At 44.0% G+C, this 25,161-nt stretch carries 26 protein-coding genes and 1 tRNA gene; 15 read left to right on the forward strand and 12 right to left on the reverse strand.

Features of this window, described 5'->3' with window-relative positions:
* The first annotated feature begins 11 nt into the window (after positions 1 to 11).
* Positions 12 to 551: a DUF4124 domain-containing protein gene (locus GSF13_RS06635; RefSeq protein WP_206471684.1), complete on the forward strand. Its 540-nt coding sequence runs from the start codon at positions 12 to 14 to the stop codon at positions 549 to 551.
* On the opposite strand, the gene GSF13_RS06640 is transcribed toward GSF13_RS06635, so the two are convergent.
* The 3 genes from GSF13_RS06640 to GSF13_RS06645 form a co-directional block, all read right to left on the reverse strand.
* Complete coding sequence (locus GSF13_RS06640; RefSeq protein ID WP_206471685.1) at positions 548 to 1,633, reverse strand: NAD(P)/FAD-dependent oxidoreductase; 1,086 nt, start codon at positions 1,631 to 1,633, stop codon at positions 548 to 550. The two genes, GSF13_RS06635 and GSF13_RS06640, sit on opposite strands and share 4 nt — an antisense overlap.
* A gap of 71 nt (positions 1,634 to 1,704) precedes the next feature.
* A complete protein-coding gene (locus GSF13_RS24645) occupies positions 1,705 to 1,923 on the reverse strand; it encodes a hypothetical protein (RefSeq protein WP_102055937.1) in 219 nt (72 codons plus the stop codon).
* Between the two features lie 77 nt (positions 1,924 to 2,000).
* Positions 2,001 to 2,438 carry a hotdog fold thioesterase gene (locus GSF13_RS06645; RefSeq protein ID WP_010607802.1) on the reverse strand — a complete coding sequence of 146 codons (438 nt, stop codon included), beginning with the start codon at positions 2,436 to 2,438 and terminating at the stop codon, positions 2,001 to 2,003.
* Positions 2,439 to 2,533: 95 nt separating this feature from the next.
* Here GSF13_RS06645 and GSF13_RS06650 point away from each other — a divergent pair, with 95 nt between their 5' ends.
* Positions 2,534 to 3,295 (forward strand): hypothetical protein, encoded by a 762-nt coding sequence (locus GSF13_RS06650; protein ID WP_174170883.1) that lies wholly within the window; start codon positions 2,534 to 2,536, stop codon positions 3,293 to 3,295.
* Between the two features lie 49 nt (positions 3,296 to 3,344).
* Here GSF13_RS06650 and acnA read toward each other — a convergent pair whose 3' ends face one another.
* A complete protein-coding gene (gene acnA / locus GSF13_RS06655; protein WP_211867572.1) occupies positions 3,345 to 6,080 on the reverse strand; it encodes an aconitate hydratase AcnA in 2,736 nt (911 codons plus the stop codon).
* 267 nt (positions 6,081 to 6,347) lie between these two features.
* Positions 6,348 to 6,716, reverse strand: coding sequence for an RNA-binding S4 domain-containing protein (locus tag GSF13_RS06660; protein ID WP_206471687.1), 369 nt, complete (start codon positions 6,714 to 6,716; stop codon positions 6,348 to 6,350).
* Positions 6,717 to 6,914: 198 nt separating this feature from the next.
* Between GSF13_RS06660 and GSF13_RS06665 the strand changes: the two genes are divergently transcribed.
* Together GSF13_RS06665 and GSF13_RS06670 are read left to right on the forward strand one after the other, a co-directional pair.
* The gene (locus GSF13_RS06665) at positions 6,915 to 7,184 is read left to right on the forward strand and encodes a hypothetical protein (protein WP_010607806.1); all 270 of its coding nucleotides are present in this window, start codon (positions 6,915 to 6,917) and stop codon (positions 7,182 to 7,184) included.
* Positions 7,185 to 7,268: 84 nt separating this feature from the next.
* Positions 7,269 to 7,931, forward strand: a complete 663-nt coding sequence (locus GSF13_RS06670; RefSeq protein ID WP_174170881.1) for a hypothetical protein — start codon at positions 7,269 to 7,271, stop codon at positions 7,929 to 7,931.
* On the opposite strand, the gene GSF13_RS06675 is transcribed toward GSF13_RS06670, so the two are convergent.
* The gene (locus GSF13_RS06675) at positions 7,908 to 8,888 is read right to left on the reverse strand and encodes an extracellular solute-binding protein (protein WP_227387582.1); all 981 of its coding nucleotides are present in this window, start codon (positions 8,886 to 8,888) and stop codon (positions 7,908 to 7,910) included. The genes GSF13_RS06670 and GSF13_RS06675 overlap by 24 nt on opposite strands.
* A 156-nt stretch (positions 8,889 to 9,044) precedes the next feature.
* Between GSF13_RS06675 and GSF13_RS06680 the strand changes: the two genes are divergently transcribed.
* Both GSF13_RS06680 and GSF13_RS06685 read left to right on the forward strand, forming a co-directional pair.
* Complete coding sequence (locus GSF13_RS06680; protein WP_249122743.1) at positions 9,045 to 11,702, forward strand: EAL domain-containing protein; 2,658 nt, start codon at positions 9,045 to 9,047, stop codon at positions 11,700 to 11,702.
* 133 nt (positions 11,703 to 11,835) lie between these two features.
* Positions 11,836 to 12,666 (forward strand): arylamine N-acetyltransferase, encoded by an 831-nt coding sequence (locus GSF13_RS06685; protein WP_206471689.1) that lies wholly within the window; start codon positions 11,836 to 11,838, stop codon positions 12,664 to 12,666.
* Between the two features lie 48 nt (positions 12,667 to 12,714).
* Here GSF13_RS06685 and cysQ read toward each other — a convergent pair whose 3' ends face one another.
* Genes cysQ through cysG form a run of 6 tightly spaced genes read right to left on the reverse strand, consistent with a single transcriptional unit; the run spans position 12,715 to position 19,633 of the window.
* Complete coding sequence (cysQ, locus tag GSF13_RS06690; RefSeq protein WP_010376240.1) at positions 12,715 to 13,485, reverse strand: 3'(2'),5'-bisphosphate nucleotidase CysQ; 771 nt, start codon at positions 13,483 to 13,485, stop codon at positions 12,715 to 12,717.
* A 3-nt stretch (positions 13,486 to 13,488) separates the two neighbouring features.
* Positions 13,489 to 14,085, reverse strand: coding sequence for an adenylyl-sulfate kinase (cysC, locus tag GSF13_RS06695; RefSeq protein WP_010607813.1), 597 nt, complete (start codon positions 14,083 to 14,085; stop codon positions 13,489 to 13,491).
* An 11-nt stretch (positions 14,086 to 14,096) separates the two neighbouring features.
* The gene (locus tag GSF13_RS06700) at positions 14,097 to 15,821 is read right to left on the reverse strand and encodes an SLC13 family permease (RefSeq protein WP_206471697.1); all 1,725 of its coding nucleotides are present in this window, start codon (positions 15,819 to 15,821) and stop codon (positions 14,097 to 14,099) included.
* Positions 15,822 to 15,854: 33 nt separating this feature from the next.
* Positions 15,855 to 17,270 carry a sulfate adenylyltransferase subunit CysN gene (cysN, locus tag GSF13_RS06705; protein ID WP_206471690.1) on the reverse strand — a complete coding sequence of 472 codons (1,416 nt, stop codon included), beginning with the start codon at positions 17,268 to 17,270 and terminating at the stop codon, positions 15,855 to 15,857.
* On the reverse strand, positions 17,270 to 18,169 hold the full coding sequence (gene cysD / locus GSF13_RS06710; protein ID WP_010376235.1) for a sulfate adenylyltransferase subunit CysD: 900 nt from the start codon (positions 18,167 to 18,169) through the stop codon (positions 17,270 to 17,272). Before cysD ends, cysN begins: the two co-directional genes overlap by 1 nt.
* Before the next feature lie 42 nt (positions 18,170 to 18,211).
* Positions 18,212 to 19,633 carry a siroheme synthase CysG gene (gene cysG / locus GSF13_RS06715; protein WP_206471691.1) on the reverse strand — a complete coding sequence of 474 codons (1,422 nt, stop codon included), beginning with the start codon at positions 19,631 to 19,633 and terminating at the stop codon, positions 18,212 to 18,214.
* A 349-nt stretch (positions 19,634 to 19,982) separates the two neighbouring features.
* Here cysG and deoC point away from each other — a divergent pair, with 349 nt between their 5' ends.
* From deoC to rplL, 9 genes are all read left to right on the forward strand, one after another.
* On the forward strand, positions 19,983 to 20,732 hold the full coding sequence (deoC, locus tag GSF13_RS06720; protein WP_206471692.1) for a deoxyribose-phosphate aldolase: 750 nt from the start codon (positions 19,983 to 19,985) through the stop codon (positions 20,730 to 20,732).
* Positions 20,716 to 21,216, forward strand: coding sequence for a hypothetical protein (locus tag GSF13_RS06725; protein ID WP_174170875.1), 501 nt, complete (start codon positions 20,716 to 20,718; stop codon positions 21,214 to 21,216). Before deoC ends, GSF13_RS06725 begins: the two co-directional genes overlap by 17 nt.
* A gap of 96 nt (positions 21,217 to 21,312) precedes the next feature.
* Positions 21,313 to 21,389, forward strand: a tRNA-Trp gene (locus GSF13_RS06730).
* 133 nt (positions 21,390 to 21,522) lie between these two features.
* The gene (secE, locus tag GSF13_RS06735; protein WP_010376231.1) at positions 21,523 to 21,900 is read left to right on the forward strand and encodes a preprotein translocase subunit SecE; all 378 of its coding nucleotides are present in this window, start codon (positions 21,523 to 21,525) and stop codon (positions 21,898 to 21,900) included.
* Positions 21,901 to 21,904: 4 nt separating this feature from the next.
* On the forward strand, positions 21,905 to 22,462 hold the full coding sequence (nusG, locus tag GSF13_RS06740; protein ID WP_010376230.1) for a transcription termination/antitermination protein NusG: 558 nt from the start codon (positions 21,905 to 21,907) through the stop codon (positions 22,460 to 22,462).
* A 167-nt stretch (positions 22,463 to 22,629) separates the two neighbouring features.
* The gene (gene rplK / locus GSF13_RS06745) at positions 22,630 to 23,058 is read left to right on the forward strand and encodes a 50S ribosomal protein L11 (protein WP_010376229.1); all 429 of its coding nucleotides are present in this window, start codon (positions 22,630 to 22,632) and stop codon (positions 23,056 to 23,058) included.
* 6 nt (positions 23,059 to 23,064) lie between these two features.
* Complete coding sequence (rplA, locus tag GSF13_RS06750) at positions 23,065 to 23,769, forward strand: 50S ribosomal protein L1 (protein WP_010376228.1); 705 nt, start codon at positions 23,065 to 23,067, stop codon at positions 23,767 to 23,769.
* A 337-nt stretch (positions 23,770 to 24,106) separates the two neighbouring features.
* Positions 24,107 to 24,601, forward strand: a complete 495-nt coding sequence (rplJ, locus tag GSF13_RS06755) for a 50S ribosomal protein L10 (protein WP_010376227.1) — start codon at positions 24,107 to 24,109, stop codon at positions 24,599 to 24,601.
* Between the two features lie 71 nt (positions 24,602 to 24,672).
* Positions 24,673 to 25,035: a 50S ribosomal protein L7/L12 gene (gene rplL / locus GSF13_RS06760; protein ID WP_010562297.1), complete on the forward strand. Its 363-nt coding sequence runs from the start codon at positions 24,673 to 24,675 to the stop codon at positions 25,033 to 25,035.
* Positions 25,036 to 25,161: the final 126 nt, after the last annotated feature.

Raw genomic sequence — 25,161 nt, forward strand, 5'->3', positions numbered from 1 at the left:
GAAAGTCGAGTATGAAGATGAAAGCCGCAAGTTACTTAATGATTATGATAATGCTGGTGGCGTTAGCCAGTTTGTTTGTATTGAAGCGCCCTGATGGCAAGCCATGGTTAAATGTAAATTCGTTGACCAACAAGGTTGAGCAGCAGGTAACAGCATTAACGGATCAAGGTGTGACAGCGTTTGATAAAGTGAAAACACACACGAAGGAATTTGTGAGTGACGACACTCAGCAACCTACATCTGGGGTACAAGTGTATCGTTGGCAGGATGCTAAAGGACAATGGCATTACTCTGATAAACCCAATCCAAACGGCGAGTCGCAGTACTATCAATTAGATGAGCGTAAAATTACCGTGGTAGCAGCTGAAGACATAAGTATTCTGAATAAACAACCAGCGCAAGCTGTAAGTAAAGAAACCGCTTCGGCATTACCAACGGCATTAAATCCAAAAGCGGTAAAACAGGTGATGGAAGATGCGAAAAACATCCAACAGCTGATGGACGATAGAACGAAACAGCTTGAAAAGGCGCTGGAGGAAAACCAGCGCTAAAGTCGTTGTTCAATATATTCTGCAATGGCGAGACTTGCGGTCAATCCCGGTGACTCAATCGCCATTAAGTTAACAAAGCCTGATATTCCATGGGTTGCCTCGAACTGAATTACAAAATCACTTTGCTTTTCTTTGCTTAATTTAGGTCTTATCCCAGTGTAATCCGCTGTCAGTCTATTCTCATCCAGAGTCGGCCAGTATCGCTTTATTGCGGCGACAAAGTGCGCTTTTTGGGAGTCATCAAACTGGTAATCAATATTTTCAATATATTCGGTATCAGGGCCAAACTTGAGTTGCCCAGCTAAATCTACTGTCGCGTGTACGCCTAATCCATGCGTGTTAGGGAGAGGGTAGATGAGCTGTTGAAATGGGTGCTTACCATGATAGCGATAGTAACGGCCACGACAATAATAGGCGATGACTTTGTCGCTATCGCCGGTAATTTTATTGAGCACATCGGGGGCATTCAGCCCCGCGCTGTTTATCAGCTGGTCACAGCCCATTTCGAACTGCTCGCCATTGCAGCGCATCGCAACAATAAAATCACTGTCTAATTGCTGTGCGTGAATAAACTCACTTTGCGTTGCGACAATCCCCCCATTACTTTCAATCTCAGCGATGAGTGACAACATAAATTGGTGACTATCTAAAATACCGGTGGAGGGAGAGAATAGTGCGCTATGTATTTTCAAATAGTTGAGCTGTTGCTCGATGGTCTTGGATGAAGCAAAGTCAATATCCGTGACAGAGTTAGCATGGGCACGCGTCTTAATTTGTTCTAGGCTTTTCGCTTCCTCTGCGTTTGTCGCAACAATGAATTTACCGAGTCGCTGAAAGGGAATATTTAGCTGCTCACAGTGCGTGTAAAGGAGTGCTTTTCCTCGAACACAGAGCTGGTGCTTTAAGCTACCATAAGGATAGTAAATGCCCGCATGGATCACTTCACTATTACGGCTACTCGTATGCTCACCAACACGAGATTCTTTATCGATAACAATAACGCTGCGGCTCTTGCTGAGCTTTGCTGCTATCGCTAAGCCTACAACGCCTGCGCCAATAATTAGGGTGTCGACCTTTTCCACAAACTGAGTACCTTCATAAACGTAGACGCTCAGGGTGCAGTAAAACCAACCCAATATCAAGCTGGTATACGCTAATCTCGGTGCTCTCGACGCATTAGCAAAATGGTCAGATATATTTTAGTCGGTAAAGAACAAATGAGACCGAGCGCGACACAGCTCGCACCAATTATAAAACCGCTCGGACCAAGATCATTCAGCCAGTCGGTCGTTAACATGGTGTGGCCCGTGAAAATTAAAATCAATCCCGCTACGATGAGCATATGCAGAGGCCAAAGCTTTTGAGTTGACACAGTACCACCTCACTATTTTGTGTGTTGCAATAATAATGAGGTGGATTTGGTTTTTTGTAGTTGTGATAGATCAAGTTTTAGCGTGATACTACTGCGGCGGTCATTCTGGAAATGCAGCATAGTTCATTGCGACTGTTAGTGATGCGGATCTCCCATACAGATGAACGTTTTCCTAGGTGCACTGGCTTAGCTATAGCTGTGAGCATGCCTGTTCTCGATGCTTTTAAGTGATTAGCATTGATCTCTTGCCCTACACAGTAGAATTGTTCGGTATCTACAACAAAGTTTGCTGCGTAACTTGCAACGGTTTCCGCTAAAGCAACGTTTGCGCCGCCATGGACCATACCCATGGGGTTATGATGTTCAGGAATCGCAGGCATAGTAGCAACTAAGTAGTCGTCACCCACCTCGCTGATTTCTATCCCTAACGTTTTCATAAGCGTACCTTTACCTGTCATGCCATCTTCCAGCTTTTTGCATAACTCTACACTTACGGGTTTAAACCAGATTGCCATACTTGTCTCTCTTTTGAATACATATGCTTACATTTTTTTACTATGGTGATTTTTTTTCGTAGTTACAATCGTTTCATTAACATAAAGGGGAAAGTATGAAAGCATTATCACTGATAGGACTGTTAATTTATTCAGGTTTCAGTATGGCCAACTCTCACGAAGTAAGTGTTGGTTTCGGAGAGTTTTTAGAGATTGAGGATGGATTCTTAGGTGTTCAGTATCGACACTACCTTACTGAGTTAGAGAATGATGGTACACCCTATGGTTTACAGGGGTATCTGCAAAAGAGTAATAACTTCTCTGTAGGTGGTTTTAAAAATGATGATTGGCATCTTTATCAAGCTGATGCTGAGTTCTTTATTGGACGAGACTGGCGAGTTGCCGTTGATGTAACTCAATTTAGAGATGACTCTGCACTTTTTACTGCGACGCGAGATACGATAGCGCTGGTACAAGTGGGACGTTTTGTTAGTGAGAATATGCAGCTTGGTGTTACGCTCATTGGCGAGCGCTCAGAATTTGATAACTACGGAGTGGATGAACGAGATACAGAAACGGCAATAGCGCCATTTTTTCGTTATACAGAGATTGATAATGGCGTTGGATGGGATGTAAAAATGCAAAAAGTCGCAGCCGACATCGACTTTTGGCAGATCCATGCTGGCTATTATTTGGCTAAGAATTGGCAGATCTCTGCATCAGCTCGATTACGTGAAGATGATTTTGATCAATCCGTAGTGGAGTTACAGACTGATTATTGGTTTAGTTCACAATCGGCGCTGAAGTTTGGAATTGGCAGTGCGCTTGATGATGGTGGCATCAATACAATTACGCTGATTTACACTCAAAGGTTTTAAAAAAGACGGCCGGTGCCGTCTTTTCCATTAAAGTATTGCCAAATGAGGCCTATAGCATTTGTCTTAAGACGTACTGTAAAATCCCGTCATGTCGGTAGTACTCCCACTCTTTAGGGGTATCGATCCGGATATCCGCCGAAAACTTGATTTCTTTGCCATCCGCATTTGTTGCCGTGACTACCACTTCGGTTGATGTGTCGTATATCCCTTCAATTTCAAACTCTTCTTCGCCAGTTAGTCCCAGTTCTTCGTGGCCATCATCTGGTTTAAATTGTAGCGGTAATACCCCCATACCAATGAGGTTAGAACGGTGAATACGCTCGTAGCTTTTAGCAAGTACGGCTTTAATCCCAAGTAGTAAAGACCCTTTAGCAGCCCAGTCTCGTGATGAACCCGTGCCGTACTCACTGCCCGCGAGCACAACGAGTGGCGTATTACGCTGCTGATAATGCTCCGCAGCATCGAAAATACTCATAAGTTCGCCCTCAGGCAATAGGCGAGTAATACCACCTTCGGTACCCGGAGCCAATTGATTGCGTAAGCGCACGTTTGCAAATGTACCTCGCATCATAACTTCGTGGTTACCACGACGCGAACCGTAAGAGTTAAAATCAGCTTGTTTCACTCCTTGCGCTTGTAAATACTCCCCAGCTGGGGCCGAGGCCTTGATATTACCTGCTGGAGAAATGTGGTCAGTCGTTACTGAGTCACCCAGTTTAGCGAGACAGCGTGCGCCTTTGATACTTGGGATCCCAGGTGGCTCTTTACTCATATTATCAAAGAAAGGGGCTTTTCGAATATAAGTAGAGCTATCTTGCCAATCATAGCGCTCACTCTGATTTACCGCGATTTGTTGCCAATGTTGGTCGCCTTGGTAAACGTCTGCATAGTTCTTCTCAAACATGGCTTGTGTGACTGTCTGAGACACAAGTTCACTGACTTCTGAGACCGATGGCCAAATGTCTTTTAAGAACACATCCTGGCCATCATCGGTTTGGCACAATGGCTCATTGTAGACATCGATATCAGTGCGGCCTGCAAGTGCATAGGCAACAACAAGTGGCGGCGAGGCGAGAAAGTTCATTTTTACATCTTGGTGGATCCGCCCCTCAAAGTTGCGGTTTCCTGATAAGATGGAACTGACAACCAGCTGATGTTTAACGATGGCTTCGTTAATTTCTTTCGGTAAGGGACCTGAGTTGCCGATACAAGTCGTACAACCATAGCCCACTAAATCAAAACCTAGTTCAGCAAGCGGTTCCAATAGCTCGGCTTGTTTTAGGTAATCGGTAACTACTTTTGAGCCAGGAGCCAATGAGGTTTTTACCCAAGGCTTAGGCTTTAAGCCAAGTGTCTTTGCTTTTTGTGCAACAAGGCCTGCGGCAAGAATAACACTTGGATTAGAGGTGTTTGTGCAACTTGTGATGGCGGCAATTACGCAGGCGCCATCGACTAATTCAAACTCTTGCTCTTTAAATGTAACCTTACCGACGCCAAGCGTCGCGGGCTCATCTTGATCAACTCGAGAAGTCCCGCCTTCACCAACAGTGCGAGCTTCATCTTGATCTGACACGGCATTTTTTTCACTGCGCTCATGTTGGAATTCACCTAAATGGGCTTGAATTGTTTTGCCTGCGTCATTGAGAGGAATTCTATCTTGTGGGCGCTTTGGACCTGCAAGGCTTGGAACCACTGTCGCTAAGTCTAGTGTCAGTACGTCGGTGTAAAGTGGTTCATCTCCTGGTTCTCGCCACATGCCTTGATGTTTGGCATAACCTTCGATTAATGCAATTTTTTCTTCATCACGATTGGTTAGTCGTAGATACTCCAAGGTTTCGTTATCAATGGGGAAAATACCGCAGGTTGCCCCATATTCAGGTGCCATGTTGGCGATGGTGGCACGATCGGCAAGTGGTAAGTCTGCTAAGCCATCACCAAAGAATTCGACAAACTTACCCACTACGCCGTGTTCACGTAGCATTTGTGTCACGGTGAGTACCAAATCAGTTGCGGTTGTGCCTTCAGGCAACTGTCCTTCCAGTTTAAAACCAACGACCTGAGGAATGAGCAGCGAAATTGGCTGACCAAGCATGGCGGCTTCGGCCTCAATGCCGCCTACGCCCCAACCTAAAATGCCAAGACCGTTGATCATTGTGGTATGAGAGTCAGTTCCCACTAATGTATCAGGGTAGGCGAATGGCATACCATCGATTTCTTTTTCGAATACGACACGTGCTAAATACTCTAGGTTAACTTGGTGCACGATCCCGGTTGCGGGTGGCACCACTTTTAGATTGTCAAACGCGCCTTGCCCCCAGCGCAAAAATTCATAGCGCTCTTTGTTGCGTTGGTACTCTAACTTTGCATTAAGATCAAAGGCGCCATCGTGGCCATATTCGTCTACTTGTACAGAGTGGTCTATGACCATTTCAGCGGGTGATAAGGGATTGATTTTATTTGGATCGCCACCGAGTTTTGCCATAGCGTCACGCATTGCTGCAAGATCCACGATGGCTGGTACGCCTGTAAAATCTTGCATCACGACGCGCGCGGGCGTAAAAGCAACTTCTTTACTGGGTTTATCTTCCGGCTTCCAGTTGAGTAAGGCATCGATGTCTTGTGCAGTCACGTTTTTGCCATCTTCATGACGCAGTAAATTTTCTAATAAAATTTTAAGCGAAAACGGTAATCTTCTTGCCCTATCGCTTAAAGCTGGAAGTGAGTGAATATGGACCTGACGCTCGCCGACGGTAAGCTGAGTCAGGGTGTTATATGAATTATTCATGCTTGACCCTTTCCTTATACCAACTGCACTTAAGATTTGCTCTATATAAGAGGGAAGTAGAGCATCCAATTAAATGAATTGGTTTTGTTCTAAAAATGCATAACAAGGTGCATAGAATGTACCAGTTGCAGACTTGCCGTTTTTTTGTACTGCTATAGTCCTAGTGTTGATTGGACACTTTTTCAAGGGGAAGTGCACTTTCGCGAAGCATCGGTGCACTAAAAAGGTGAGCATTTTTGTAATTAAATACGTCAGCGTGTGAGATTGCTAGCCAAAGGAAATGGGTTTTCGGCCTGTATTTTTGTCCACTTGTGTGTAAGATTTTCCTGGCTTTTGTCGTTTTTTCTTACTCGGCGTTGGTGCCGTTTCGGCGCGTGGAGTGGCAACTGCACGCGGTTGCGGCGTTGCATCAGGTGCTAAGGTTAAATGAAATTCATCACCATTAAAATGCAGAATATCGCCTGAATAAATCTTTTTACGTTTTTGCGTACATATTTCATCGTTGACTGCTACATAACCTTCAGTGATCAATAACTTAGCATGTCCACCAGTTTCTGCTAAGTCGAGCACTTTCAAAAGGTTACACAATTCTATCGGCTCTTCTTCGAGCTCAATTTCAATAAACCCATCTTGCATTTTCATAACCTCAACATGCCGTATTTACCTAACACAGCCAGTGTCTTATTGCCTTGTACGACAGTATATAAAATTACTGCGGTGAATGACGAAACTTTTTCGTTAAATCCGGGGTCTTTAACATTACTGAAGCATTTGGTGTGTATCTTGCACGCCGTCCACGCGATTTGTTTTTATCAGTATTTTATGGAGGCAACGATGGGTATTCGCACAGCATTAAGAAAAGAGCTTATGAATGTAGATAAGACAGATCTAATGACCGCGGATGATGTACGTCACTATGTCAATGAGTCTCTCACACAAGCCAAGGATAAGCTTTCTGTCATCTCCCGATTTAATGAGCATCATAGTCAGGTGCAAGCAGGGCTGCCAAGTCAGGAACTGCACTTACGTCATCAACAGCATCGATTGTTTAAAGATATTCTTTACCCTAAATCTTCTGTTGAAAATTGGTTGTCTAGGTGTTAATTTGAAGCATTAATAAGACTGAGGTTGAAGCATACTTCCCTAGGAAGGTGCATTTCAAACCGAGGCGTAACACCAAGGATGATAATGCAACGTATCTTCGCAATTGCTACTTTATTATTGGGTGGCTGTAGCACCCAAACTTTACATATCTTTGAATCCGGCCTCGATGAAGGTACTAGAGCTAACTTAGTTCAAGCATTAGAAAAGCGAGATATTCATTATCGTTTTACCGAGCTTCCCGTACCGCTACAATATGAGAGTGCACAATTAAATATTCCACCGATGACTTCAGGCGACAATTGGCTTAGGGATATTGAATATGTAGTGAAAGAGATTGGTTTTGATACGCTGACAATTTCAGAATTTAATATGGAAGGGCACCGTTATACACCGAATAACGCGGGGTTGTATCTGGTGCAAAACAGAGCTGCTCAAGCATTGCCAGATCTATTGTTTGCCCACCAATGTAAAGATGATTCTATCCAATTGCAGCTGAAACCCAATGGTCATTGGCAGCAGGTTGGCACTGAGTATCGGGGGCGTTGGATCTATAAAAGTAATTCTCTTACGCTCACGTGGCATGAGAAATCCGAGCAGCACCCCTACCAGCAAGTGTATGCCGAGCGTGAACATACAGTGCAGACATTACAGGGACCCAAGCCTGCAAAAACATTTACCCGCCAGCAGCTTTTCGATGGGCCTGTGCCTGTATTTAACTGTGACTTACAAGTGATCTTTGCTGAGTGAGTTAATAACTCGTTGGGCTCGTGACACTTGCTGCAGGCCGAGTTTCACCTGTTTCGTGGCGGGGACAAATGGAGTAGGAGCCGTTTGCGAGCTCTGAATCACAGGATATTCATGAAGCAAATTAGCATACATGGATTGAGTACTCGGTTTCAGCAAGAAATCAATAAATAGCTCGGCATTGTGTGCATTGGGTGAATGCTTTGCTATCGCAACCGTGGTGGTAGAAATAGGCGTTTTTCCCGAGTGCATTTTCAGAAAGTGGATCTCTAGCTGTTCGGCAAGTGCCTTATCGCGCTTATTCTCGGAGTGCTGCATCATGCTCCAGTAATAGTGATTCGCCAGCGCAAATTCACATTGGCCTTGTGCAAGCGCTCGCAGTTGATCTCTATCTCCTCCAGCAGGACGCTTTGCTAATAGCGTATTAGCGTGGTTGAGCCATGAGGAGTCATTGCTATTTGAAGAAGCGTAGAGGCTCGATGCTAACGTCAAGTTATAACTATGAGACCACTGGCGAATGCAAAACTTACCCTGGTAAAGCGATTTATCTAAATCCGAAAAGTGCTCGGGCAAGGGTGTAGAAACACCTTTTTTACGGAATAATGCGCGTGTCCTTATCGAAACACTGAGCCAACGCTTATCATCATCCTTGAGTTCAGGATTTACTGCTTGCCAATTTGTGATCTTGTCGATAGGACGCAGTAGTGCTTTGTAATCATGCAGCTGAATTAGATCAGAGGTGAGCAACACATCGGCCTTTGAGTCCGCGCCATCGCTTTTGAGACGCTCAAGCAGTTGTGCTGATTTACCATTTACGAGGTTTACGGTGATCCCAGTCTCTTTTTCAAATGCCTGGAGGACAGGTTGAATTAATTCATATTTTCTAAATGAATAGACGTTTACTTGCGAGGTGTGGGGTTGCTTCGCAACCGCTTGACCAAAATGTACCCAAAAGAGCAAAAAAAGAAAAAGTTTACTTTTATTCATTGCAAATAAGAATTATTATCGAATAGGTGTAGCATACAATGTTCGATGAAGATGTCCAGATTTAAACGACGCGTTTTTACAAATGCCATTCTCCATAGTGCTCAGCAGGTTTTTAAGCGAAGGCTTCCTGTGTTGGGGTTCATATTGTTGTTCGCCTGTTTGATATATGTTGGCTTGATAGCGAATGTTTACTACCAAAACCAATCAGAAAGCAAAAGCGCGCAGGAGTTGACGCGGTTAGAGTACTTACTGGATAGTAAGTTGCAACACGTTGCCCACCTACTGTATTCGATAGACGCCTACCTCAATACCCATCAAGATGCTGACTTTTATGAGATAGCGCAATCACAGCTTACCACGGCGAATTTAGGGTTGAGTATGGAAACATACGCAGTGGTTTCACCTGAACAATTCTCCATATTAGAGAAAGTGCAGCGAGAAAGAGGGTATTTTGACTTTAAAGTTAGAGGCAATGTAGATGATCAGGCTAACCAATGGCTGGTGGTTACCCGTGCCGCACCTGTGTCTGAAGTTGGCCAGACAGTCGGGCAGGCGGAGGTACTTGAGAGAGATATTTTTGCAGAGCGGGATGAGAATGACTTAACGACCTATGTCCAGCCAAATAGGCAAAAACTCAGTGTATTGATAGAGCAACCGCGTTTTGGAGAGTTTAAAACGCTACTGGGATTAAGTTTTGAGTTACCTTTTTTATTGGATTCACTATTTGGCCAATTATATCAGCAGCGTAAGCAACACTTATTGGTCTCTTCAAAAAAAGAAATTATTTATAGCTCCGATTGGCAGACACGTTTCGACCTTCAGAATTTAACGCCAAGTGCGGTACACACCATTAATTTTTATGGTTTGCCCATTACCATGCAGTTGTATGATGAGGCGTGTTTACATCCAAGTTGGTTAAATAACCATAGCGTACTGATTGTACTCTTTTTAGGTATTCTGGCCGCCTGTATTTTATTGGTGTGGCTCCAGCTAAGACAACTGAAAAACCGCAATGACACCGTCAATAATTTAGTTGTTGAAAGAACTAAAAGCTTAGAGGTGTCTAACCACAGGTTACAAGTCGAATCTAATAAGCGCTTAGGGGCTTTGCAGCAACAGGTCGCTGCAGAGCGTAAGTATAAAAGTTTATTCGTTAATAGCCATGAAGGTTTATTTGTACTAGACCGCCTGGGCTACATTATTGACTCCAACCCCGCTTTCAATGCGTTACTTTTTGGTGGGCGTATTCCTTCGCCAAATACAGACTTTAGTGCGCTTATGCGAGACTCTGAGTGTCATGAGCAGTGGAACCAGATTGTTGCCACGAAGCAAGCTCACCAAGAAATGGAGTGGTTAGCAAAAGCGGAATCGGGAGAGCATATCTGGCTTAGACATTCAGGGCATTGGCTGCATCAACCGGATAGTTGCCAGTATGAGGGGAGAGTGACGGATATTACTCAGGCTAAACTGTTCCAAGAACAATTGCGATATAAAGCGCAACATGACAGCTTGACCGATCTGCTAAATCGTCAGAGCTTTGTGTCTTTGGTTGATAAGCTCCGTGAGCGTAAATGCGCCAAGTTTACTTTGCTATATATTGACTTAGACCGCTTTAAGCTAATAAACGATACCTTAGGCCATCAAGCCGGCGATAGGCTGCTTATCGAGTTTGCAACAAGAATGCGTATGCTGCTTAGTAGCTATGCCGATATTGCTCGGCTTGGCGGTGATGAATTCGCCGTCCTTATTTACGATGAGCATCTACATGAACCAATTGAGGGGGTGCTTGAAGATATTCTTGCACGGATCCGAGCGCCATTTCTGTACCATGGTAACAGCCACTGTGTAAGTGGTAGCGTTGGCGTACGTCACTTTACCGTTCCGTGTCTACATTGCGATGCTGAGAAGCTACTGCATGATGCCGATATTGCAATGTATGAGGCAAAGAAGCGAGGCAAGAACACTTATCATATATTCACTAATGCTATCGCTTGCGAAGCAGCTCGAAAGATCCAGATTGAGCAAGCGTTACAGGCAATAGTTATGTCTCGCGAACTAAACCTGAATTTGCAACCCGTTTATTGTCAAAAAGGGCAGAATTTAAAAGGGTTCGAAGCGCTACTACGCTGGAATAGCCCAACGCTCGGAGAAGTAAGTCCTGCGGAATTTATTCCCATCGCAGAACAATGCGCGAAGATTTCAGAGCTTGGTCGCTGGGTATTTGATCAGGCGATTAAGTTTATCAATGCCATAGGAGACAGCACCCTTTTTGTCGCGGTTAATGTTTCTCCGTTGCAACTCCAGTCGCAGGAATTTATCGATTGGTTAGTGTCTCGCTGTGAGGATGAAAATGTTGCGATGAAACAAATTAAGCTTGAATTGACAGAATCCGCCATGATGGCAGAGGAAAACATGCTTATAGGGCCGCTGGAGCAACTTCATCAGGCGGGATTTGGCATCTATATTGATGACTTTGGCACAGGTTATAGCAGCCTTTCCCGGCTCAATCATCTTCCTGTGGATGGCATTAAAATAGATAGGGCTTTTATGTCCGGCATTGAGCTGGGCGGTAAGGCGACGCAACTCATTGAAGCAATTTGTGCGATTGCGCACAGCTTTAACCTTGTCGTGACAGCCGAGGGCATTGAAACGGCAGCGCAGCTTGATACGTTATCAAGGCTTTATTGTCATCAAACGCAAGGCTATTTTATGTCGAAGCCGCTGGTTGTGGCAGAAGCTAAACGCCTCGCTTTGCCGAGCAAAAAAGTGCATCAGTTATTTGCCTAGTTAACCTGAGGTTTGGATAACAAAGTGACATCTTATGAGGTAATAGAAACAATGGTTGAAAAAGTAAAAATACCTATTGACCTTAACATGGGTTGAGGTTTTAACCTGCCTTCATCAACTTTTGGAGTCAGTCATGGAATTAGAAGCGAATATCAATCAATATCTTAGCAGCTTATCGTTACAGCACTTTGCTGGGATTGAGCTGGTCACCGAGTTACAACAAAAACACCTCTCTCGTTACGCCTTCTCAAGTATTAATGCCATGTATGGTGAGCGTATGTTGCTTGACCCATTACCACTATTTAACCGCTTAGTGATCAACAAACAAGGAGGCTACTGCTTTGAGCATAACAAGGTGGCATTTTTAGCGTTGCAACAGCTTGGGTTTACGGTAAGGCCGATTCTTGCGAGAGTAATGCTAAATGGTAGCCTCTCCAATCCTCGTTCTCATCGGATGACATTGTTAAATTTGGACGGCGAGCAGTATTTGGTTGATGTGGGGTTTGGAGTGAAGTCTCCTCGTGTACCGATTAACATCAATCAGACCTTAATTATCCAAGGTCGGCAGTCTTATCAGGTACAAAAAACAGCAGACACAGTTAAAGTTACTTTGTTAGAGGAAGGAGAAGCACCGCTCACTTTATATCATGTCGACCTTGCTGAAGTGTTCGAATCCGATTGTGAAGTGGCACACTTTTATTCCCATCAACATCCTGAAGCGGCGTTTGTGAATAACTTAGTGGTTTCTCGAATTACAGATTGCCATCGTTATTTACTGCGTAATCAGAGTTATTTTGAATGGCATGAATGTGATGGCTGTGTTACTGAAACTGCAGTTGAGAGCTTTGCTCAGCTGGAGCAGTTGGTAAAAGAGACATTTTTGCTTGAAACGCCAAGAGCGGTTTTAAAAAGCGTATACGATAAACTCCTAACTCGCGTCGCAAATAAACCAGTCGAACGTTAATTCGACTGGTTTTATGTGAATTAGTTTACGGTATTATCACCTTCTAGCTTAGTCTTCCAACCTAGAAACCACAAAATAGGGGTTAAGATACTCGGCTTTTTGATTATAGCGCAGAGGCTCGCCATTCACTTGGCTGACCTTTGCCCCTGCGATACTCGCCACCGCGTGTCCGGCCCCGGTATCCCACTCTGAAGTTGGGCCAAGACGAGGGTAAACATCGGCTTTACTTTCTGCCACTAAGCATAACTTAAGTGAACTGCCTTTAGGCACCATGTCGACTTGCTCGAAGCGGGTAAGGTACTCAGCTAAATCTGGTGAAGGATGTGAGCGCGAGCCAACTACTTTGATTAAACCTTGATTGGGCTTGGTGGTGACTTTGAGCTCTATGCGAGCTTCACCCGTTTGCTTGAACGCGCCAATACTTTTTTCTGCAAGGTAGCTTTCATTAAGTGCTGGAGCATGAACAACACCAAGAATGGGTTCACCGTTATTGATAAGTGCAATATTTACCGTAAATTCGCCATTTTTCTTGATGAATTCCTTGGTGCCATCAATGGGGTCAACCAGCCAATACTCTTGCCATTGTTGGCGTTCTTGCCAATCTATACCCGCGCTTTCCTCGCTTAATATCGGCATTTCGGGAGTTAGAGTCTTTAGGCCTGCAACAATAATTTTATGTGCAGCGAGATCTGCCTCAGTGACGGGACTTTCATCTTCTTTATATTCAACATTAAAGTCCTTGGCATAAATCTCCATAATCGCTTCACCAGCGCGAATACTTAGATTTAATACTTCTTCCAGCAGATCCGTATGATTCATGACTTACCCTATTAAATTTTTTGACAGTAGATAGTGTATTAGCTGCTGGACAGATTCTTCCAGCGACTGCTCGGAAGTATTTAAACATATTTCTGGACTGATTGGGGGCTCATACGCCGAATCAATGCCAGTAAAGTGTTTTATTTCTCCAGCACGCGCTTTTTTATACAAACCTTTAGGGTCTCGTTGCTCGCAAACTGCAAGCGGCGTATCTAGGTATACTTCAATAAACTCGCCGCTTGCGACTAAGTTACGCACCATATCTCGTTCTGCTTGAAAAGGAGAGATAAAAGCGGTGAGTACCATTAGTCCCGCATCGACCATGAGTTTGCTGAGTTCACCCACTCGACGAATGTTTTCGACTCGGTCTTCATCGCTGAACCCTAAGTCTTTACACAGTCCATGCCTGACATTATCTCCATCAAGGAGGTAGGTATGTATGCCTTTTGCTTGCAGTGCATGCTCAAGAGCATTGGCCACTGTGCTTTTACCTGAGCCTGAAAAGCCTGTAAACCAAAGCACGCAAGGCTTATGACCTTTTAATTCGCTACGTTTTGTTTTATCTACGGCATAGTTATGCCAAACAATATTTTCGTCCATACTTTGCTCTATTAAAATGGAAAGACAAATGGAATAACAGTCAGTACCGTCGCTGAATAAATCAACGACAAGGGCAGTCCCATGGTGACGTAATCACGAATTCGATAGTTGCCTGCGCTATACACCATGAGGTTAGTTTGATAGCCAAAAGGTGAGATAAAGCTCGCGGATGCGCCAAAGGCTACCGCCATTACAAATGGCAATGGACTTACATCAAAGCCACTTGCCAGCGCATAAGCTACTGGGAATGAAAGTGCAGCCGCGGCATTGTTAGTGATGAGTTCGGTAAATATCACAGTCATCACAAAAATGGCGATAAATGCACCGTAAGGACCAAAATCCCCTAACAACCACAATAAGCTCGAAGAAATCTCGGCTGCCAGCCCGGTTTCAATCATTAACTTCGCCAGTCCTATCGCACTGCCAACAATAGCGACAAGCTCAATAGGAAAACGGCGTTTCATCTCTGGGACTTTAATTGTACCGAGCACCACAAGGGCAGCGAGTAACACGATTAACCCTTTTACCAGCGGTACAACTCCAAAGATGCTAAGGCCAACCACTGTCGCAAAACTCGCAAGTACGGTGTTGGACTTATTGCGAGATAGATGTGTTTGTAAATCTAGGCCCGAGATATACACAAATTCGCGTTTGAGATTGGGGAGTGCATAAAAATCGCTGCTTGGTGCTAGTATTAAAGAGTCACCCGCTTGTAATTCGACCTGACCGATCCCACCTTGTAGGCGATCATGACCACGACGTATCGCAATAATAGCAGCATGAAACTGCTCTCTAAAGCGGATCTCTTTAATGGTTTTTCCAAGAAAGCGTGAAGACTGACTGACGACCACTTCCACCAAGTGCTCAACGTCTTTCTCGTGTTTATCATGGACCATCTTTAATCCATCGAAACGCTGTAACAGTGGCACTGAGTTGATGTCGCCCACAAATAGCAGAACATCACCAGCAAGAATTTCTTGTTGTGGCGTAACGGCGCAGATCCGTCGTTCACCACGAATGATTTCAGCAAGAAATAAGTCTTTGAGGTCGCGCAGGCCGTTTTCTTCAACTGTGCGGCCAACTAGCTTGGAGCTTGGCTCAACTTTCCCTTCTAAATAAAACGGCACGACCTCATCATTATTTTTGCCGTTGTCGGGCAAATATTTGAGCATAATCGTGATGGTCAATAAACCAACACTCAGGACGGCAAGACCAACTAAGGTAAAGTCAAAAAAGCCCAGCGGTGCCATCCCTGCTTCTACGGCAAAGCCATTAACAATAAGGTTGGTAGAAGTACCTATTAGCGTTAACGTACCACCTAAAATAGCGGTATAAGAAAGCGGTAATAGCAGCTTAGAAGGCGCGTGTGTTTTGCTCTCTTTAACGGTGGTGATCAGCGAAGCAACCACCGCAGTGTTATTGGTAAAAGAAGACAAAAAGGCGGTGGATAAACCCAGTTTAATCACCGCTTTTGCGAGACTACCTTGTGCCATTGAGTGGGCGAGTTTTTTGACTAAGGTTGTTTTTTCAATCGCAATAGAAACTAGGATAAGTAGCACAAGCGTGATTAAAGACGGGTTCGCATAATTCACCAACATCGATTCAAGATCGATGAGGCCAGTCAAATAACTAGTGGCGATTGCGCCTGTGAATAGCCATGCAGCGTTAATGCGTGTGGCAAAAAGACACACGACTAACGCTAGCATAATGCCTGTTAAAATGACTTGTTCCATAATGACGTCATACCTCGTCTAACAGGCTAAATTGCATTATTTTAGCTTCGAAATATCAAGCGCTTGCCAATGAGGGAAGTGCTTGCGAATTAATGCATTAAACTCAATCTCAAATTCACTAAACTGACTTGAGGACGTTGCTGTTGCGGCTTGAAGCGTTTCCACCATACCTGCACCTATGGTTAGGTTAGATAGGCGATCAATTAAGATAAACGAGCCGGTTTCACGATTATTTAAATACTCATCCGCAACGACATTTTCTGTCAGCTCGATGGTTACGATAGCAATTTCATTTAATGACAATGAATCGGCTTGGCCGTGCTCAAGTGTATTCACATCGATAGTGTGCTCGATATTTTTCACGATTGCCGCGGTTTTCTTGCTACCCAATTTAAGGTTATAACTTTTACCCAATTGTAGTGGTGTTTCGTGCATCCATACCAGCTTAGCAGTGATCTGATTCGTCACCTGAGCAGTGGACTCAGCAGGCACAATCACATCACCACGACTCACATCGACTTCGTCTGCTAATGTGATAGTGAATGCTTGTCCGGTTTCCACTTGAGTTAGATTGCCATCAAAAGTCACGAGTTCTTTAATGGTTGAAGTCTTACCTGATGGCAATACTTTAACCGCTTGGCCAACGCTTAAGCTACCAGAGGTTAATGTGCCTTGGAAACCACGAAAGTCTAGATTAGGACGCACAACATATTGCACCGGGAAGCGCGCTTCAAAACCATGATTAGGCTCTGCCGCAGGAGAGTCTTCCAGCAGTTCCAGCAATGGTTTGTCTTGATAATAAGGCGTTTTTTCTGAGCGATTTACAACATTGTCGCCTTTAAGTGCTGACATTGGCACAAAGCGAATATCTCGTACGTTCAGTTGTTCAGCAAATTTCAAATAGTCGGCCTTTATGCGCTCAAATACGGCCTCATCAAAATCAACAATATCCATCTTGTTTATCGCGACAACGAACTGTTTGATACCCAGTGAATCACAAATAAAGCTATGGCGTTTAGTCTGAACTTGGACACCATAACGGGCATCGACAAGAATAATGGCCAAATCACTGGTCGAAGCACCCGTAACCATATTACGTGTGTATTGCTCGTGTCCCGGCGTATCGGCAATAATAAATTTACGCTTCGCTGTCGAGAAATAGCGGTAAGCCACATCAATGGTAATACCTTGCTCACGCTCCGCTTGTAAGCCATCAACGAGTAACGCTAAATCTAGATCTTCACCCGCATTGCCGACTTTTTCATTGTCTTTGTGTAGTGCAGCTAATTGGTCTTCATAGATTTGATGGCTATCGTGCAGGAGACGGCCGATCAGCGTTGATTTACCGTCATCTACGCTGCCGCAGGTCATCATACGCAACAAGCTCTTGTCTTGCTGACGCGCTAAGTAGGTTTCAATGCCTAATTCTTTCACTTCATTTGCTGTTGACATTAGAAATACCCCTCGCGCTTTTTCTTCTCCATTGATCCTGATGAATCATGATCAATCACTCGTCCTTCACGTTCTGACGACGTAGATAACAACATTTCTTCGATAATTCCAGTGAGTGTATCGGCTTCTGATTCAACTGCACCCGTTAGTGGGTAACAGCCAAGCGTTCTGAAGCGTACTGATTTCATTTCTGGCACTTCACCTTCAGCAAGTGGCATGCGGTCGTCATCGACCATAATTAACGTCCCGTTACGCTCGACAACCGGTCTTGGCTTCGAGAGGTAAAGTGGCACTATCTCAATACCTTCTTGGTAGATATATTGCCAAATATCGAGCTCTGTCCAGTTTGATAATGGGAAAACACGAATGCTTTCGCCAGGGTTCACTTGACCGTTATACGTATTCCATAACTCCGGACGTTGGTTTTTAGGATCCCAGCGATGGTGTTTATCTCTAAATGAGTAAACTCTTTCTTTTGCGCGAGATTTTTCTTCATCACGGCGCGCACCACCAAAAGCCGCATCAAAACCATATTGATCTAGCGCTTGCTTAAGGCCTTGTGTTTTCATGATATCGGTATGCTTAGATGAACCATGAACAAATGGACTTATGTTCATCTCTAGCCCTTCTGGGTTTTTGTGCACAAGCAGTTCAAATCCATACTCTTTTGCTAATCTATCGCGAAACTCGATCATTTCTCTAAATTTCCAATTGGTATCAACGTGGAGTAGAGGAAAAGGGATCTTCGCAGGGTAGAAAGCCTTACGAGCAAGATGAAGCAGTACCGACGAGTCTTTACCAATCGAGTACAGCATTACCGGGTTTTCAAACTCTGCGGCAACCTCTCGGATGATCTTTATGCTCTCAGCTTCGAGTTGCTGGAGATGGGTTAAAGCCATGATTAATGTCCTACTTATAAATTTAACTATCTGTTACGGTTATTACGCGACTTGCGTAATGGGTTGAGCAAAGCTACTGATTTGATTGTTCTTATTAAACCAAGCTAATTGCTCATGTAATGCTGCTACTTCACCAATAATCAATAGTGCTGGCGACTGAATATCATGCGCAGTAATAGTCTGTGCAAGTTGATCTAATTGTGTTCTTACTACACGCTGAGATTTACGCGTGCCATTCTCAACAATTGCTACAGGTGTATTCGGCGAGCGGCCATGAGCGAGTAATTGCGCGTGAATGTGTGGCGATTTAATCACTCCCATGTATACAGCAAGCGTTTGATTCGCCTTAGCTAAGCCTTCCCAGTCGAGTTCTTGTCCATCTTGCTTGCAATGCCCAGTCACAAATTGAATAGCTTGAGCATGATCTCTATGAGTTAATGGAATACCAGCGTATGCGCTACATCCTGCTGCAGCAGTAATGCCCGGAACAATTTGATATTTAACGTTATTTTCTGCCAACACCTGCACTTCTTCGCCACCGCGACCGTAAATAAATGGGTCGCCGCCTTTTATCCTACAAACCTTTTTACCTTGTTTGGCTAAATCAACCAAAATCTCGTTGGTGTGTTCTTGTTTAACACTATGATTACCGGCTTTTTTGCCCACGCAGATTAAATCAGCGTCACGACGTACAAGATCCATGATTTCGTCAGATACCAGATAATCATACACTACCACATCGGCTTGTTGCATTAGTTGTAATGCCTTAAGCGTCAGTAGCTCAGGGTCGCCAGGACCCGCACCGACGACATAAACCTCGCCTTCAGGGGAGGGAGTGCTTTCTAGCATGGCTTCAAGTTGAATTTGTGCATTTTCATTGTTACCAGCTTGTACTTCACTTACCACATTTGAATCAAAGACAGATTCCCAAAACTGACGGCGGTCAGCAAAGTGTTTAAAGCGCGCTTTCACTTTATGTCTGAATTGACCGACAAGCGTTGCCAGCGGACCTATATGCTGTGGAATAAGGGTTTCTAACTTCTCTCGTAATCGTCTTGCAAGGACGGGCGCAGTTCCAGCACTGGATATGGCAATCGTTATAGGGTTTCTATCCACGATTGACGGAAAAATAAAATTACACTTTGGTTGGTCGTCGACTACGTTAACGAAAAGGTTTCGCGCTTCAGCAAGCTCTGCCACCTCTGCATTTACGGCTTCAATATCCGTTGCCGCAACGACTAACATGGCATTATCTAGGTCTGATGCATCAAATGGCTTATGTCGAAGTGCAACGCTTGCATCCGCTGCTAGTGATAAAAGCTCAGTGCAAAACTCAGGTGAAACCAAAGTGACTGCTGCATTGGCTTTCAAAAAGGCGCGACACTTCCTCAGCGCAACCTCACCACCACCTACAATCAATACAGGTTTATTTTCTAGTTTGGTAAAAATTGGCAAGTATTGCACGATAACCTCTGCTAAACATCACGACGGTTGATATCAATATTGATTGATATCAGTAATAGAGCGCAGCATATAGAGTTGCAAATGTGGGAAAAAATAATTTAAACCGACTCCATATAACCAAAAGTTATAAAGAAAGTGGTTAAATGTAATTTTCTTTTTGTTTCATTAGGTTAACTTAAGTTTTTGCTGTGATTTGACGATTATAGTGTTTGGTTATGAGATATTCATTTAATGAACAATAGTAAAAACCGCGTCCGACAGCTAATTGTATGCGGACATTTGTCCTATTGTTGGTCCTGTTGTATGCATTTAACTAGGCTTATTACATAGAATGAAAAGGAACACGGTAATGACTTTACAATCTGATGCTCGGTTGTCGCTGAGTTTAATGGATTTAACCTCTTTGAAAGAGGACGATACGCCGGCAAGTATTCTCGCATTATTGAATAGCATTAACCCTGATATCGGACTACCAGCGGCGATTTGTGTGTATCCGCAGTTTGTGATGTTAGTAAAAGAAGAGTTGGAAAAGCGTGAGTGGCTGCAGATAAAAGTGGCAACGGTGACCAACTTCCCATCTGGAGAACAAAAGCTCCAGCAGGTCGTTGCACAAACTCATTCAGCAATCGCAGATGGTGCCGACGAAATTGATCTTGTGCTTCCTTATCAGCAGCTGATGGCGGGTGACCCAGATACACCTTGGCAATATGTGCATTCAAGCAAGCTTGCTTGTCAAGGTAAAGCAAAGCTCAAGGTCATCATCGAAAGTGGCGTATTGGCTAAACCAAAGCTCATTGCGGAAGCCGCGCAGCTTGCCATTATGGCGGGCGCGGACTTTGTTAAAACAAGTACAGGAAAGGTTGCTGTCAATGCTACACCTGAAGCGGCTGAAGTTATCCTTAAGACAATCAAAAGCAGCGGTAAATCGGTTGGATTTAAAGCGGCCGGTGGAGTAAAGTCAGTAGTTGAAGCACAGCGATATTTACGATTGGCTGAAGAAATTATGGGGGCCGAGTGGCTCAATGCCAAGAATTTTAGATTCGGTGCTTCAAGCTTATTGAGTGATGTAGCAGTGGTTGTGAATGGACAGAGCGAGTGAAGCAGAAAAAATAAAACTTGAGCATGACGCTGCTAAACTGTTTTTACGCAGTTATGAAAAGCAGTTTGCAGTGCATATGCGCCATATTTGGCACAATGAGCCCAATAAGCCGGACGTCAGTTGTTATCAAGGAAAAATACAGCTTGATATAGAAATAGCCCATTTTTATGCAAGTGAGAAAGAAGCTATGGCTGTGCTTGGGCGTCAGTTGTCTCTCTCCACGCAAAGAGAGCTGGCAGCAATGAGTCAAGCCGCTGACTCCGAACAACTGAGTATCGGCTTACAGCGGCTGCTCAATCAAAAAGCCAAAAAATACTATGATTCACAACGTGTTTGGTTGTTAATTCGAAATGCTAGCCCCATCTATCATCTTGACGATTTTAAGCGCTTAAAAGCCACTTGGGAGATCCCTGATTGTCATCCATTTGAGCAAGTTTGGGTGCTTTGTGATTTTTATCACGGAGATTTATTGCGTCTTTTCTGAAGACGTCGTAAAACCAAGTTTAGATTAAATGTTACTTTGCATATCTTTTACACTTGTTTTCGTTTGCTTCGTCAGTATAATGGGCATCCACTTTGCAGGGGCGTAGTTCCAATTGGTAGAACAGCGGTCTCCAAAACCGATGGTTGCGGGTTCGAGTCCTGCCGCCCCTGCCAATTCAGCAACAAGTCCACATTTAAAATAACGTGACCCAAAACCACTTAAGTCGCTTATTTGTAAATTTGGATTGAATGGATTTACCCTGTTCTATGCAGGGTTGTTGTGTCTGTATTTAAGGTAAAATTGATTATGAGCACTAATGTTGAAAACTCGTCAAGCTCGATGGACACGGTAAAGTGGCTAGCTGCTATTGCACTTCTAACTGGTGCTGTAGTTGGTAATTATCTATATGCCGATTTATCTGTTTTAGTACGCGCTGTTGGCGTAGTTGCAGCTATTGCTGCGGCTTTGGGCATTTTGGTAACGACTGAAAAAGGCCGTACCTTTATCGCTTTTGCTAAAGAATCACGTATTGAAGTACGTAAAGTTATCTGGCCAACGCGTCAGGAAGCGACTCACACTACTTTCATCGTGATCATTGCAACGGTGATTATGGCATTAATCCTATGGGGATTAGATGGTATACTTTTCCGTGCAGTAGGCTTTTTAACTGGATTGGAGATCTGATCCCATGTCGGATGAGAACAAAGAAAAGAAATTACGTTGGTACGTGATCCAAGCGTTTTCGGGTTTTGAAAAACGCGTAGCACAAACCATTATCGAGCATATTAAAATCGAAGGGTTAGAAGACCTATTCGGTGAGATCCTTGTGCCGACTGAAGAAGTGGTTGAAATGCGTGCAGGTCAGAAACGTAAATCTGAGCGTAAATTCTTCCCTGGCTATGTATTAGTTCAAATGGTAATGGACGATGCTTCTTGGCACTTGGTGAATAGTACACCGCGTGTAATGGGCTTTGTTGGTGGTACGTCAGACCGTCCTGCACCAATCAGTCAAAAAGAAGCGGATCGTATTCTTAACCGTCTACAAGAAAATGCTGAAGCACCGAAACCTGCTACTTTATTTGAGCCGGGTGAAGTGGTTCGTGTTACAGATGGTCCATTTGCTGACTTCAACGGTGTGGTTGAAGAAGTGGATTACGAAAAGAGTCGCCTGAAAGTTTCGGTACTTATTTTCGGTCGTTCAACACCTGTAGACCTAGAATTTGGTCAGGTTGAGAAAGACAAATAAATTCTAACTTGAAAAAGTTGTCAAAGGCCGCTGATTAATCTATAATCAGCGGCCTTTTTGTTGTACGCAAAAATATGCGGCAAAAAGACTGAATTTTTTAACTGGGAAGCCGTTTGAGTACGCGTCCTCGCGCGCACGAGGCAAAGACCCACAATTGAGGTATTATCATGGCTAAGAAAGTTGAAGCTCTAATCAAGCTACAAGTTGCTGCTGGTATGGCTAACCCTAGTCCTCCAGTAGGTCCTGCACTAGGTCAACACGGTGTAAACATCATGGAATTCTGTAAAGCGTTCAACGCACGTACAGAGTCTATCGAAAAAGGCGCACCTGTTCCTGTTGTTATTTCTGTTTACAGTGACCGTTCTTTCACTTTTGAAATGAAGACTCCACCTGCGGCATACCTTCTTAAGAAGGCTGCTGGTATCAAGTCTGGTTCTGGTCGTCCTAACACTGAAAAAGTTGGTACAGTTACTCGTGCTCAACTTGAAGAGATCGTTGAGACGAAACGTCCAGATCTTACTGCTGCTGATATGGACGCAGCTGTACGCACGATTGCAGGTTCTGCACGTGCAATGGGCTTGAACGTAGAGGAGTAATTGAGAATGGCTAAATTAACTAAGCGTATGCGTACTATCCGCGAGAAAGTGGATGCGACTAAAGAGTACGAAATCAACGAAGCTGTTGCTCTTCTAAAAGAACTTGCTACTGCTAAGTTCGTTGAAAGTGTTGACGTTGCTGTAAACTTAGGTATCGATGCTCGTAAATCTGACCAAAACGTACGTGGTGCAACTGTACTACCTCACGGTACTGGTCGTGATGTACGCGTAGCGGTATTCACTCAAGGTGCAAATGCTGAAGCTGCTAAAGAAGCTGGTGCTGATTTAGTAGGTATGGAAGACCTTGCAGAGCAAGTTAAGAAAGGCGAAATGAACTTTGACGTTGTTGTTGCTTCTCCAGATGCAATGCGCGTTGTTGGTCAGCTAGGTCAAATCCTAGGTCCACGTGGTCTTATGCCTAACCCTAAGACAGGTACTGTAACGCCTAACGTTGCAGAAGCTGTTAAGAACGCTAAAGCTGGTCAGGTTCGTTACCGTAACGATAAGAACGGTATCATCCACACTACTATCGGTAAAGTAGACTTTGACGCTAACCAACTTCAAGAAAACCTTGAAGCGCTAATCATCGCGCTTAAGAAGGCTAAGCCTTCTACTGCAAAAGGTACTTTCGTGAAGAAAGTAAGCATCTCTACTACGATGGGTGCTGGTGTTGCTTTAGACCAAGCTACTCTAAATACTCAAGTAGTATAATTTAGAGTTTAGCGTTTACATGGCGTAAAAATTAGACTATAATTTTGCGCCATTTTGTAGAGAAGTGTACTTCTTTACAAAGCAAAGAATTCGGGTTGAAGCGCATAATTTCGAAAATTGTTTCCATCATGGTCTACAATGAATCGATAAATTGCGCTTCCGTCCAAGACCGTAGGTGGCTTCGGCCTTAATCGTCCTACGTAGACGGTGTGAATCCCAGCTAGATTTTCCTAATCTTCTGGCTCTCGCCGTAAAAAGCATCTCTGCTAAAGTTTTTAGCAGGGTAGAGTAGAACTGAAAAACATGTTTGTTTTTCTATAAACCAGGAGTAACACCCATGGCTTTAAATCTTCAAGACAAAAAAGCAATTGTTGCTGAAGTCAACGAAGCTGCCAAAGGTGCTCTTTCAGCAGTTGTTGCTGATTCTCGTGGTGTAACAGTAGGTGCAATCACTGCTCTTCGTAAAGAAGCTCGTGAAGCTGGTGTATGGATGAAAGTTGTTCGTAACACCCTAGCTAGACGTGCGGTTGAAGGCACTGATTACGAATGCCTAAATGAATCACTAGTTGGTCCAAGCCTAATCGCTTTCTCTTCAGAGCACCCTGGTGCTGCTGCGCGTATCTTTGCAGATTTCGCGAAAAAGAACGAAGCATTTGAGCTTAAAACTGCTGCATTCGAAGGCAAAATCGTTGACGTAGATATGCTTGCTAAGCTACCTACTTACGACGAAGCTGTTGCACGCTTAATGAGCGCTATGAAAGAAGCGTCTGCTGGCAAATTGTGTAAAACAATTGAAGCGGTACGTGTACAGAAAGCTGAGCAAGCTGCTTAATTTAAGCAACGCTCCTTTCTTTAATAAATTTTTTGAACCGCATGGGTTCGTAAATAATTAGGAAATTTGAAATGTCTGTATCTAAAGACCAAATCCTTGACGCTATTGCTGAAATGTCAGTAATGGAAGTTGTTGAACTAGTTGAAGCTATGGAAGAGAAGTTCGGTGTAACTGCAGCTGCTGCTGTTGTTGCTGCTGGTCCTGCTGAAGCTGCTGAAGAAAAGACTGAGTTCGACGTAATCCTAGCTGCTGCTGGCGGTAACAAAGTTGCTGCAATCAAAGCGGTACGTGGCGCAACAGGTCTAGGCCTTAAAGAAGCTAAAGCGCTAGTTGAGTCTGCTCCTGCACCTATCAAAGAAGGTGTATCTAAGGAAGAAGCTGAAGCGCTTAAGAAAGATCTTGAAGAAGCTGGTGCTGAAGTTGAGATCAAGTAATCTAGCTCCCGCTAGGTTCGCTGCCTGAGAAATCAGGCAAGGGCTGGTGATTATTTAATCACCGGCCCTTTTGCGCTATAGAGATATGCATTTCTATCGTGCATAAATCTTCGAATTTCACTGTAA

The sequence above is a fragment of the Pseudoalteromonas sp. M8 genome (genome assembly GCF_018141365.1).
Lineage (GTDB): Bacteria > Pseudomonadota > Gammaproteobacteria > Enterobacterales > Alteromonadaceae > Pseudoalteromonas.

What these genes read in the sequence shown, in the direction of transcription:
- GSF13_RS06635 (WP_206471684.1), top strand. Translation starts at nt 12, where the DNA reads ATGAAGATGAAAGCCGCAAGTTACTTAATGATTATGATAATGCTGGTG.
- GSF13_RS06645 (WP_010607802.1), bottom strand. Translation starts at nt 2,438, where the DNA reads ATGGCAATCTGGTTTAAACCCGTAAGTGTAGAGTTATGCAAAAAGCTG.
- GSF13_RS06650 (WP_174170883.1), top strand. Translation starts at nt 2,534, where the DNA reads ATGAAAGCATTATCACTGATAGGACTGTTAATTTATTCAGGTTTCAGT.
- acnA (WP_211867572.1), bottom strand. Translation starts at nt 6,080, where the DNA reads ATGAATAATTCATATAACACCCTGACTCAGCTTACCGTCGGCGAGCGT.
- GSF13_RS06660 (WP_206471687.1), bottom strand. Translation starts at nt 6,716, where the DNA reads ATGCAAGATGGGTTTATTGAAATTGAGCTCGAAGAAGAGCCGATAGAA.
- GSF13_RS06665 (WP_010607806.1), top strand. Translation starts at nt 6,915, where the DNA reads ATGGGTATTCGCACAGCATTAAGAAAAGAGCTTATGAATGTAGATAAG.
- GSF13_RS06670 (WP_174170881.1), top strand. Translation starts at nt 7,269, where the DNA reads ATGCAACGTATCTTCGCAATTGCTACTTTATTATTGGGTGGCTGTAGC.
- GSF13_RS06685 (WP_206471689.1), top strand. Translation starts at nt 11,836, where the DNA reads ATGGAATTAGAAGCGAATATCAATCAATATCTTAGCAGCTTATCGTTA.
- cysQ (WP_010376240.1), bottom strand. Translation starts at nt 13,485, where the DNA reads ATGAATCATACGGATCTGCTGGAAGAAGTATTAAATCTAAGTATTCGC.
- cysC (WP_010607813.1), bottom strand. Translation starts at nt 14,085, where the DNA reads ATGGACGAAAATATTGTTTGGCATAACTATGCCGTAGATAAAACAAAA.
- cysN (WP_206471690.1), bottom strand. Translation starts at nt 17,270, where the DNA reads ATGTCAACAGCAAATGAAGTGAAAGAATTAGGCATTGAAACCTACTTA.
- cysD (WP_010376235.1), bottom strand. Translation starts at nt 18,169, where the DNA reads ATGGCTTTAACCCATCTCCAGCAACTCGAAGCTGAGAGCATAAAGATC.
- deoC (WP_206471692.1), top strand. Translation starts at nt 19,983, where the DNA reads ATGACTTTACAATCTGATGCTCGGTTGTCGCTGAGTTTAATGGATTTA.
- GSF13_RS06725 (WP_174170875.1), top strand. Translation starts at nt 20,716, where the DNA reads ATGGACAGAGCGAGTGAAGCAGAAAAAATAAAACTTGAGCATGACGCT.
- secE (WP_010376231.1), top strand. Translation starts at nt 21,523, where the DNA reads ATGAGCACTAATGTTGAAAACTCGTCAAGCTCGATGGACACGGTAAAG.
- nusG (WP_010376230.1), top strand. Translation starts at nt 21,905, where the DNA reads ATGTCGGATGAGAACAAAGAAAAGAAATTACGTTGGTACGTGATCCAA.
- rplK (WP_010376229.1), top strand. Translation starts at nt 22,630, where the DNA reads ATGGCTAAGAAAGTTGAAGCTCTAATCAAGCTACAAGTTGCTGCTGGT.
- rplA (WP_010376228.1), top strand. Translation starts at nt 23,065, where the DNA reads ATGGCTAAATTAACTAAGCGTATGCGTACTATCCGCGAGAAAGTGGAT.
- rplJ (WP_010376227.1), top strand. Translation starts at nt 24,107, where the DNA reads ATGGCTTTAAATCTTCAAGACAAAAAAGCAATTGTTGCTGAAGTCAAC.
- rplL (WP_010562297.1), top strand. Translation starts at nt 24,673, where the DNA reads ATGTCTGTATCTAAAGACCAAATCCTTGACGCTATTGCTGAAATGTCA.